This is a genomic window from Paracraurococcus lichenis (assembly GCF_030657435.1).
GTDB lineage: Bacteria > Pseudomonadota > Alphaproteobacteria > Acetobacterales > Acetobacteraceae > Paracraurococcus > Paracraurococcus lichenis.
This window is the reverse complement of the sequence record NZ_JAUTWS010000116.1, coordinates 1-10,351: the sequence shown is the minus strand read 5'-3', so window position 1 is coordinate 10,351 and position 10,351 is coordinate 1. Positions and strand designations below refer to the sequence as shown.

The following is a 10,351-nucleotide window of genomic DNA, read 5'->3' as shown; positions in this document are numbered from 1 at the left end:
GCTCGACCCCGTCCCGCGCCGGGCGGCGCCGGACCGGCTGCTCGCGGTGGTGGCGGGCATCGTGCTCAGCGACCCGGGGGCCACCCTGCGCGAGATCGGGGCGCGGCTGGAGGCGCTGCGCGAGCCAACGCCACGCGGCGGCGCCCATTGGCGGCCCGGCTCGGTCGCGCATGTCCTCGCCCGCGCCAGAAAGGCGGGCCTGCTGCCGGCCGCATAGGCGACGCCGCCAACGCCCCTGCAGCGGAGACTGGTCCGCCGCGCAGCAATCCGACGCCGCAGCACTGCCGGCCAGGGGTGCACCGGTCGCACCAACAAGGACATGCCTCGCGGGCCTCGCGCACGCCGCCGGGCCAGTCGCATCAATGAGGAACCGCGACAGGTGTCGTCAGCCCAGCCCCGACCGCGCGCCGCCCCGCGGCACCGGTCCGGGGCAAGCCCAGGGGCGCTATGGCTGCCGTGGCCGGCAGCAAGCAGCCATGCTGACCACGCCACCCCGCGCCGTCGCCAGGCCGGCCAGCGACACGGATCAGGGCACGGATGATGGTCCGATGCCCTGATTCACGACGCGACGACACGAATCAGGAAACGCGACACCCCGCCACGGAGACGCCGGCTGGCCATGCGGCGTGAAACACATGTTGCGAGGCCTTCTATTTTATGGAACATTTTGTTCATGGCTGATGCGCCTCCCCTCGACGTGCTGCGGCGCGCCCTGCCTAGCCTTCCACCCCGCCTGCAGGAGGTCGGGCGTTTTGTCGCACAGCACGACTTCGACGCCGCGACACGGTCCATGCGCGACCTCGCCGCGGCCGCCGGTGCGACGCCTGCCGCCTTCACGCGGCTCGCCCAAGCGCTCGGCTATCGTGGCTGGGACGAATTGCGCGACGCCCTGATCGAGGCGCGCCGCCCCGCCGACGTCGCCCCCTTCTCGACACGCGTCGCGCGGCCGAGTTCGGCCGATGGCCTTTCGGCGGGCCTGCTCGAAGCCGATGCGGCCGCGCTGCGTGCCCTGGATCCGGCGCCGGTCGCGTCGGCGGCACGGGCGCTCCACCAAGCTCCGCGGGTCTGGATTGGCGGGTATCGATCTTGCCGAGGCGTTGCGGCGATCCTGTACTACCAGCTCCGCCTGTTCCGGCCCGCCGAAGTGCGGCTGGTCGGCGGCTCGGGACCAGAGGATCTCGACCTCGGTGCTTTCGCGCCGGGCGATGCCATCGTGCTGTTTGGCTTCGCACCCTATTCGCGACCGAGCGTGCTGACAGCCCGCGCCGCTGTCGCCGCCGGCTGCACCCTGATCGCCCTCGCTGACACGCCGACCGCCCCCATGGCAGAAGGCGCGGCGCATTTGCTGCTGTTCGACGCCGCCACCGGGCCGGGCTTCTTCCCGAGCCTGACCGGTGCGCTGGCCACCGCCCAGGCACTGGCGGCTGCGACCTTCGCCCTGGGTGGCGAACCCGCCCTGGTCCGCCTGCGCGAGACCGAGGCTCGCCTTGCATCCCTCTCCGAATACGTTCCCGACCGGGAGAAGCCGTGATGACCCAGATCGCCCCGCCGCGCCGCACGCGCGTGCTGCACCGTTCCTCCCGTGAGACGCCACCGTTGGCCGTCGGCGGGCATGGCGTCTGGATCGTCGAGGCCGGCGGGCGGGAAGTGCTGGACGCCTCGGGCGGCGCCGCCGTCTCCTGCCTGGGGCACCAGCATCCGCGGGTCGTGGAAGCGGTGCAGCACCAAGTCGGGCAGCTCTGCTACGCGCATACCTCCTTCTTCTCGAACGAGCCTGCCGAGGCGCTGGCCGAGGAGCTGGTCGGGCACGAGCCCGGCGGCCTCGCACAGGCCTATTTCGTCGCCGGCGGGTCGGAAGCGGTGGAAGCCGCGCTCAAGCTCGCGCGGCAGTACTTCCTCGAAATTGGGCAGCCCAGGCGCACGCGCTTCATTGCGCGGCGGCAGAGTTATCATGGCAACACGCTCGGCGCATTGTCCGCTGGCGGCAATGCCTGGCGACGCGCGCCCTACGCGCCGATGCTGAGCGACGCCTTCAGCCATGTCTCGCCCGCCTTTGCCTATCGCGAGATGCGCGAGGGCGAGGACGAGCCCGCCTTCACCGCCCGCCTCGCCGCGGAGCTGGAAGCGGAGTTCCAGCGCCTCGGCCCTGGCAGCGTCGCGGCCTTCCTGGCGGAGCCGGTGGTGGGCGCGACCGCAGGCTGCGTGCCCGCGCCTACCGGCTACTTCCGCGCGGTGCGCGAGATCTGCGACCGGCACGGCGCGCTGCTGATCCTGGACGAGGTGATGAGCGGCATTGGCCGCACCGGCACCCTGCATGCCTGGGAACAGGAAGGGGTCTCGCCCGACATCCAGGCGATCGCGAAGGGGCTCGGCGGCGGATACCAGCCGATCGGCGCCGTGCTCGTCTCCGGCGCGGTCGTCGATGCGATTGAGCGCGGCACCGGTGCCTTCCAGCACGGCCACACCTACCTCGCCCACCCCGTCGCCTGCGCCGCCGCGCTGGAGGTGCAGCGCACCATCCGGGAGGAGGGGCTGCTCGCCAACGTCATCGCAATGGGCGAGCGGTTGGAGCGGCGCCTGACGGAGCGCTTCGGCAATCACCACCATGTCGGTGACGTCCGCGGACGGGGCCTGTTCCGCGCGATCGAGCTGGTGGAGGACCGCAGGACGAAGGAGCCCTTCGACCCTGCCCTGAAGCTCAATGCACGGATCAAGTCGGAAGCCTTCGCGCGGGGCTTGGCCTGTTACCCGGCCGGCGGCACGGCCGATGGCCGGCGCGGTGACCACGTGCTGCTCGCACCGCCCTACATCGTCGCAGCCCATGAGGTGGACGTGATCGTCGAACGCCTGGGCGAGGCCGTGGACGCAGCCCTTGCCGGGCTGCCCCGCTAACCGCCCCATCGCCTACCTGAGAGAGAGACCCTATGAAGCGACTTCTTCTCGCTGCCGCGGCCATGCTCGGCCTTTCGGCCGCTGCGGCGCCCACGGGTGCCGCCACACTCGACACGGTGCGCCAGCGCGGCACACTGGCCTGCGGCGTCTCCACCGGCTTCGCCGGCTTCTCCGTGGCCGACAGCCGCGGCGAGATCCGCGGCTTGGATGCCGACTACTGCCGGGCGCTCGCCGCGGCGATCTTCGGTGACGCGACGAAGGTACGCTTCGTCCAGCTCACCGCCCAGAACCGCTTCACCGCCCTGCAATCGGCCGAGATTGACGTGCTGTTCCGCAACTCCACCCAGACGTTCCTGCGCGATGCCTCGATCGGGCTGAACCAGGGACCGGTGAACTTCTACGACGGCCAGGGCTTTGCGGTGCGGCGCGACGCGGACGTGCACGACGTGAACGGCCTCAATGGCGCGACCGTCTGCGTGGCCCAGGGCACGACGCATGAGATCACGCTCGGTGACGTCGCCCGCGCCCGCCGCATCACGTTCCAGCCCGTGGTGTTCGAGCGGATCGACACGATGTACCAGGCCTTCTTCGCCGGGCGCTGTGACGCCATGACGCAGGATGCCTCGGCCCTGGCCGGCGCGCTGGCAACCGCTGCGCAAAACTCGAACGACTATACCGTCCTGGCTGAGACGATCAGCAAAGAGCCGCTCGGCCCCTTCACCCGCAACGGCGACGATGAGTGGTCGAACATCGTGGCTTGGCTGCATTATGGCCTGGTCGAGGCTGAGGAGGCCGGCGTTACCCAGGCGAATGCGGAGGAGATGGCGCGCGGCCAGAACCCGATTGCGCAACGCCTGCTTGGCGCCACCGGCGAGTTCGGAGCCCGGCTGCGCCTCGACAATCGTTGGATGCTGAACGCCATCAAGGCCGTCGGCAACTACGGTGAGATCTTCGAGCGCAACGTCGGAGGCGCCAGCGCGCTGAAGCTGCAGCGCGGGCCCAACGCGCTATGGAACCGCGGCGGGCTGATGTACGCTATCCCTTTCCGCTGAGCGGCGGGGCACGGCCGGTCGCCGCCATCGGATCACCACTGCCGTGGGTTGGAGATGCCTCTCCGGCCCCGGCCGCCTGCAGATCGGCGGAGGGCGAGTGTCTCTGCCCCGCCCCGAGCCGACCTAAGGGTGAGGACCAAGCGTTAAGCGCGAGCCATCAGGGCCCCACTCCTTCCCACTCTCGGAGCAGGACAGCCAGCCTGCAGCAGCCATCCCACAGAAGGGGCGTTATGGGGTGTGAGCAAATCGGGGCGCGTGCAGCGGTGCGACGGTAGCCGGAACCGGAGTGCGCACAGCCCGGGACCGCCCACCGGTCCCACTCATCCCTCCGCAGCAGGTCCATGTCCGGCGGCCCCACCTCCAGCCCGAGCCGTGCGGCCAAGCCCGGAAGGCGGCAATGTCGCCAACGGGCCATTGCTGGCGATTCAGCAAGCTGACCGCCTCGACCGAGGACAGTCCGGGCGCGACGCCGATCGCCGCCGGCTTATTGAAGCTGAGGTCTTCCACGTGGGTACTGATCGTGGTGCGCAGGCGGATGGCGATCATCCGCTCGGCCTGCCGGATGGGGGCGCGCATGCCCCTGCCCTACTGCCGGCCCCCCACAGCGGCCAATCCCCACACGGGGCTGGCACAAATAAGGAACAGAGAGGCTGGATGCGGGTCAACTTGGGCGCGACGGAGTTGTGGTATGTGGTGAACCTCAGCCCCGACACGCATCCGATCCAAGTTCACTTGGTGGACTTCGCAGTGCAGCGGCGCTTCGGCTTCGAACGGGACGGCGGCACAGGGGTCTTCGACCCGAGCGCCGTGACGCTGGCCCGCATCACGGCAACCGATGCGTGGCCGATCGGGCCGGAGATGCAGGGTCCGAAGGACACCGTGCGGGCGAACCCGGGCGAGATGGTCGGCATCGCCATGACCTTCGCGCCTTTTCCAAGCCACTACGTGTATCACTGCCACATCCTGGAGCACGAGGACCACGGCATGATGCGGCCCTTCGTGGTGGTCCCGCCCTGGGTGCCACATCACGAGCACGAGCCGAAAGCGGGATTGTCGGATCGGGCGCGACGAAGCTTCAGGCCGGGACAGCCGGTGGTTCATCCCGCGGGTGGGGAACCGGCTTAGGCGATCGTCGTGCCAGCCAAAATGGAGAATGGCTGGCATGGCTCCGTTCGGCGTGCGGCGGTCGAACAGCCGTTGGCCGGCCTGATGTGGTCAATGCCGAAGGCGGTCCGTGATCTGCCGTCTGTGGTCCGCGCCTCCGAAGAAGACGGCGAGAACGCTCACCTCGGCGGACGCCTCGTCGACCTCGAAGTAGAAGATGAAGCTTCTGCTGGTCACCGTACGCAGACCGGGATGGATCTGCGGATGTTCAGTGCCGCGGTGCGGATACGTCTCGAACGTGCGCATATAGCGGAGGGCTTCACCGAGGCGGACAGCGGCCCGTTCGGCCGCGTCCCCCGGATCCTCTCCCAAATCCTGGTACACCCGGACCAAGTGATCCTCGATGAGGTCGAGGTCACGCGTGACATCTGCCGCGCGGCGGACCTTATAGCGCTTCACGCGCTTTCCGCTTGGCTGCCAACATCGTGTGGGTTTGTGCCTCACCCTCGTCGAGGTCGAGGAAAGCCCCCACGCGCCGCTGCTGGATCAGGGACCGCAGCGCCTCGAGTTCCGCATCGCGCTTCTCCCGGTCATGCCGAAGCATTTCAAGGCCGCGTTGAAGGACGGCACTGAGGCTCGGATAATGGCCACTCTCGACGAGCCGCCGAGCATACGCCTCCTGATCATCCGTCAGGGAAATCGAGGTCTTCACCGTCATCAGCACCTCCAGGCCGATCATACTACCGGGTAGCACCGCCCCTCAAGCGCATCGCGTGGCCGGCCTGTCCGGCGATCGTGCCGAGCCCAGACGCAATCGCAGTCGTGGCTATTGCCGCCTGGAAGCGGCCCGCAGAGGCGACCCAAGAATCGGCGTCGGCCGGCGTGCCAGGCGCGGTGGTGGCCACCAGTTCCGGCGACCGAAAAGCCAGGGGACAGGCCTTGGTCGCACCAATCTGAAGCCTGCGCGGCGTCGTGAGGGCGGGTAGGCCGAGAGCATGGATCGCCCGTATGCGGTCTGAGATGTGCATTGTTCCCTGGACCAGCCAATGCGCGGCGCCGGTCGCAGTGGTTTGCGACGCTAGCGCCGCCATGGCGACGGCGAGTTCGCCGGGAATCGCGTCGTAGGCGCCCGACAGCGGGGCGGGGTGCGCCGCGAATGCCTAATCCATGCTCAAGAACCAATCCGCCCCGTCTTGTCTGGCCCGGTGTTCCCCTCGTCCCGGCCGCCTCGATGTTCGAAGGTCACCGTTCCCGCGCTCCCTGGCCGTTCGCGGCCAGCGCACCGTCGTGGGCGTCCCCTCACGGGCGCAGGACACCGGGGGGATGAGGCCTCGTTCCCGGCAGGCCAGCCCGGTCCGGTCACCCCAGTCCTGCGCTACCCTGACCACACGGCACCAGAAGTACGAGGGCTCACGGCCCCCGCGCCGTTGGTTCGCGGGCCTCCATGGACCACATAGACGCTCTGCACTTGAAGCGCCCCTGAGCATCCGCGGCGCAGGTTCCATTTGGGTCGGCGGCCACATCGTGCGGATCGGGTCGTGGTCTACGGAACGCAGCAGGGCGATCTTCACCAATGCAGCTGACCGTGAGGCAGCGCTTCGTAGCGGCATCGACCCGAAGCTGGAGCACCCACCAACCTGCGCCCGAGCGGGGGATCAGATGGGACCGAAATGGACCTATTTTCCCCAGTGAAACTTCCTTCGGCGTGGAGAACAGACATGCGATAATCCGCCTGCTGTCAAAGGGGGCAAGGATGGCACGCAGGGGTACCGGCTGCCGGGTGATCGTACTCGGTGGCTCCAAGGGGGGATGCGGCCGCAGCACCATTTCCCGCAACCTTCTCGTTGCTGCACGACAGGCAGGGCTTCAGGCGATCGGGCTCGATTTCGACGAGCAGCGCACGTTCCGGAAATGGGCAGATCGTCGTGCCAAGCAGCGGGAGTCCGTACCCCAGATCGTCGAGGCCGAGGTCGTGGCCATCAAGGACGAGAGCTGGGCAGAGATCGAGCGCAAGCTCGACGGCTTCGAGGTCGCTGTAGTGGACACCGCTCCAGGGGTCGAGAACAACATGGCACGGATGGTCGAACTCTGTGAGCGGGCCGACTTCGTGCTGGTGCCGACAAGCCCATCGACCGATGATCTCGAGAGCGTGGTACCCTGGTGGCGCAGCCTGTCCACCACGGGCATGCGGGGTGCCTTCGTCCTGAACAAGGCCAACCGACGGACGCGCTCCTTCGCGTCGGCACGCTCGGCCCTGCTCAAGTACGGCACTCTCGCGCCGATCGAGATTCCTCAGCTGGAGGATATCGCCGCCCCGTTCTCGGCCGGCCTGACGTCGCTCGACTACGAAAAGGCCAAAGGCGCGGATGTAATGCAGGATCTCTGGCGGCATCTGCGGCGAGAGGTCGGCTTGTGAAGGGCCCAGCGCGGCCGCGTCGCGGCGACCTGGATGCCATGGACCTGATGGCAGGCGATGACCGCAGCGAGCAGGCGAGGGCTCTCCGCCAAGTCGAAGAAGCTGGCCGCGAGATCGTCGCCGACCTCTTCTCGGGACTGAACACCGACGAGGCAAAGATCGGCGAAGTCCTCAAGGCGCGCAGCCTGATTTACGATCACTGGGCAAAGATCGGGACGGCGTCGATCTTCATCGGCAAGACCTTGCTGCATCTGTCTCGGACGCTCAGCGATGAGGAGTTTCGGCGGGTGCGGCGAGGCAGCGAGCGCCTGTTCCCGTTCAGCGACAGCGTCGCGACGAAGCTTCGCATGGCCGCGGTAAAAGCCGAGGAATGGGCACTTCCGGCGGAGCGCCTGCCGCCGTACAGCATCGTCTACGAAATTTCCACACTTTCACCCGAAGGTCAGGCGCTCGTCCGCGAACGCGGGCTCGTGCGTCCTGACGTCAGGCGCGCGGATATCATCGCCGTTCGGCGCGAACTCAAGGCGGCGTCGCAGCGCCTCGCCGCACCGCGGGTCATTGACGAAGCCGGCAATGAGGACGAGCGAGCCGCCATGACCCTGTCGAGGGCGGACATCGAGCGGATGCGACGCGAATTGCTGGACGAGCGGGCCAGACTGGCCGCGCGCATGGCGGAGATCGACGCCCAGTTGGAAGCCCTGCCGGCCGCGCCAGCGTAAAGCGGGCAGGGAGCCCGGCCCGGACGAGCCGCAGCCCATCCAAGGTCGGCTTGCCGGCGTAGAGTGGCAGCCAAGGGGCAGGCCCGTCCGCAGATGGCTGCGCGGCGGCTTACAAGGCCGGCCCCACGGCGGGCGAAGACGTCAGGATTTGATGAGGCGCAGTCCGTTGACCATCGTCCGCTGCACCGCAGGCTTGGACGGCTGCAAGGTCAACCCGTTCCGGGAAACCTCGATCTTGGCGCCCGGGTAGCCGTCCAGCACATCCGGCAGGATGGCCTTGACCCGGCGCGAGAAGTTCGACGGATCCTCGGCGCCCAGCTGCTCCATGAGCTGGCTCCACCGGAGCAGGAGAGGCGCCTTAAGGCGAGGCAGGCGGTAGGCCAGCATCGTGTACAGGTCGAGCCCGAGCGAGTTGCCGCTAAGATGCGCGATGGCGCGCTGATCCAACGGCACCGCATGCTCTCGCAAGTGGGCGTGGAACGCCTCCGAGAGCACGACCTGCCTTGGCCACTGACTCCGATCGCTCACGCCGCGCCAGAGCTCCATGCCATCGACCAAGCGGGCGTCGGTGACGATCGTACGGTCACCCTCATCCGACACTTCAGACCAGTGGAACGAAAAGCTGCAGCGGGCGATGCGCAGGACCTGCTCGCGGACCGCCGTGATGGTGCCGCGCTCCCCACCGGTGACCGCCAGCCCGAGCGATCGCATCCAGGCGGACAGGCTGTCTCCCATCTGGACGACCCGGTCCCGGATGCCCTCGCTCTGAAGATAGATCAGGATCAGACGTGCCTTGGAACCGTACGGCACCCCCACATACATGCTCTCCTGGTCGTCCGCCTTCGCCGCAGCCTTCGCTTCTCCGCGCTTCCCACGACCGGCAGGCTTCATCGGCGTGTCCAGCACGCCCGGCTGGACGATGAGGGTCAGCCGTCCGGATCGCCGCCGCCAGACATCGCGGTTGCTGTCGGGTCTGCTGTGAGGGAGGCAGGTCTGGCAGAGGCCGGAGTGCAGGAAGGCGAGATCCTCTGCTGTCGGCAGCTCGGACAGGATCGAGTGGACGGTATGAACCCGCCGGATCTGCCGTTCCACTTCGCGCTCGTTGCTGGCCGACGCCCGCGCCTGGCGAAGGGTCTGGTCGAGGCCGAACAGGGTAAGCTGGTCGCGGACACTCATCATCCGTCTCCTCGATACCGCCATACCCCGCGCCGGCGAGTCGCATGCGCAGAAATTGACGAGTGGCACGCCTCGCGCCGTCCTCGACAGCGAGCCCCTACCACTTCGCAGAATCGCACGAATCGCCCGGCTTCGACGGAGGCTCAATTATCCACGCAGAGTCGAACAGCCTCGCGCGCAGAGAATGACGAGTGGGCCGCCCCCGGTCTGCGCAGAAGAAGACGAAGAAGGGCCGGTTATCCACGCAGAGTCTGACGTGCATACCTATAAGAGAGATAATTACTTCCGTTATCGGGGACGACAGACCTCGTCACCTCCCACCAGCACCCCGGAACCAAGCTCGGGTTCGCTGGGCGTCGGCGGCCACAGACCGGTTCGCAGCCCATGGTCGGCCAGCACCAGCATTGCAGGGAGGGGAGGGCGGCGAGCCAGGTGATTTCGTCAAACTCTGCGGGACGTCCAGCACCTGCACTTCGATTTCGTCAAACTCTGCGCAGCCCTTTCCACGCCCTCGGAACAAAGCTCGGCAAGCCGTCGTCTCTCCAAGAGGAGCAAACCCCGATGCAGGTACGGGCTGCTAGCCCGAATTATACGCCGGGTTGCCCCGAGGTGGGCCGAGGCCAGGGCGATGGCCAAGCCGAGGATTTCGTTGCAGAAAACTCCATAAAGTTGGCGCCCTCGATGTCGCGCAGCAAAATCAATGGCTTGCGCTCGGCACGGCTCTCATCGTGCATAATCCAGGCTAGTCGAAGCGCAGAAAAGCACGAAACCGCCTGGCGAGCCGGACAGTCTGATGAAGGCCTCAACGCCACCCGGGCCGCCAGCGGCATCGTCAGGTTGAGCGGGGCTTGGCTGGCCGAGGTCGGTTCGGTAGAAGGCCGGAATGAGTCTGTCAGCCGCCAAGTAGCCCTATGCCGGCTATCGCTTCCCGGCCGAGATCATCGGGACCGCCGCAAAGTTGGGGGTCACGCTGCGATGGGCGCTTGCGGGCG

The 10,351-nt window shown here is 67.8% G+C and carries 9 protein-coding genes and 1 pseudogene; 7 read left to right on the top strand and 3 right to left on the bottom strand.

The features are described 5' to 3' along the window. From Q7A36_RS35850 to Q7A36_RS35830, 5 genes and pseudogenes are all read left to right on the top strand, one after another. Window positions 1–217, top strand: a pseudogene (locus tag Q7A36_RS35850) (recombinase family protein); the annotation flags it as partial. 573 nt (window positions 218–790) lie between these two features. Then, window positions 791–1,531, top strand: a complete 741-nt coding sequence (locus tag Q7A36_RS35845) for a MurR/RpiR family transcriptional regulator (RefSeq protein ID WP_305108591.1) — start codon at window positions 791–793, stop codon at window positions 1,529–1,531. Next, on the top strand, window positions 1,531–2,892 hold the full coding sequence (locus Q7A36_RS35840) for an aspartate aminotransferase family protein (protein ID WP_305108590.1): 1,362 nt from the start codon (window positions 1,531–1,533) through the stop codon (window positions 2,890–2,892). Before Q7A36_RS35845 ends, Q7A36_RS35840 begins: the two co-directional genes overlap by 1 nt. A gap of 32 nt (window positions 2,893–2,924) precedes the next feature. Beyond that, window positions 2,925–3,944 (top strand): amino acid ABC transporter substrate-binding protein, encoded by a 1,020-nt coding sequence (locus Q7A36_RS35835; protein WP_305108589.1) that lies wholly within the window; start codon window positions 2,925–2,927, stop codon window positions 3,942–3,944. 237 nt (window positions 3,945–4,181) lie between these two features. Further along, window positions 4,182–5,069, top strand: a complete 888-nt coding sequence (locus tag Q7A36_RS35830) for a multicopper oxidase domain-containing protein (protein WP_370655770.1) — start codon at window positions 4,182–4,184, stop codon at window positions 5,067–5,069. 90 nt (window positions 5,070–5,159) lie between these two features. Here the strand turns inward: Q7A36_RS35830 and Q7A36_RS35825 are convergent, their stop codons facing one another. Together Q7A36_RS35825 and Q7A36_RS35820 are read right to left on the bottom strand one after the other, a co-directional pair. Continuing rightward, a complete protein-coding gene (locus Q7A36_RS35825; protein ID WP_305108588.1) occupies window positions 5,160–5,507 on the bottom strand; it encodes a type II toxin-antitoxin system RelE/ParE family toxin in 348 nt (115 codons plus the stop codon). Continuing rightward, window positions 5,494–5,766, bottom strand: coding sequence for a ribbon-helix-helix domain-containing protein (locus Q7A36_RS35820; RefSeq protein WP_305108587.1), 273 nt, complete (start codon window positions 5,764–5,766; stop codon window positions 5,494–5,496). The genes Q7A36_RS35825 and Q7A36_RS35820 overlap by 14 nt, the downstream gene beginning before the upstream one ends. Window positions 5,767–6,801: 1,035 nt before the next feature. On the opposite strand from Q7A36_RS35820, the gene Q7A36_RS35815 reads away from it, so the two are divergent. Together Q7A36_RS35815 and Q7A36_RS35810 are read left to right on the top strand one after the other, a co-directional pair. Then, window positions 6,802–7,464 carry a division plane positioning ATPase MipZ gene (locus tag Q7A36_RS35815; protein WP_305108586.1) on the top strand — a complete coding sequence of 221 codons (663 nt, stop codon included), beginning with the start codon at window positions 6,802–6,804 and terminating at the stop codon, window positions 7,462–7,464. 38 nt (window positions 7,465–7,502) lie between these two features. Beyond that, the gene (locus tag Q7A36_RS35810; RefSeq protein WP_305108585.1) at window positions 7,503–8,183 is read left to right on the top strand and encodes a hypothetical protein; all 681 of its coding nucleotides are present in this window, start codon (window positions 7,503–7,505) and stop codon (window positions 8,181–8,183) included. 141 nt (window positions 8,184–8,324) lie between these two features. On the opposite strand, the gene Q7A36_RS35805 is transcribed toward Q7A36_RS35810, so the two are convergent. Next, window positions 8,325–9,359 carry a replication protein RepA gene (locus tag Q7A36_RS35805; protein ID WP_305108584.1) on the bottom strand — a complete coding sequence of 345 codons (1,035 nt, stop codon included), beginning with the start codon at window positions 9,357–9,359 and terminating at the stop codon, window positions 8,325–8,327. Window positions 9,360–10,351 lie beyond the last annotated feature (992 nt).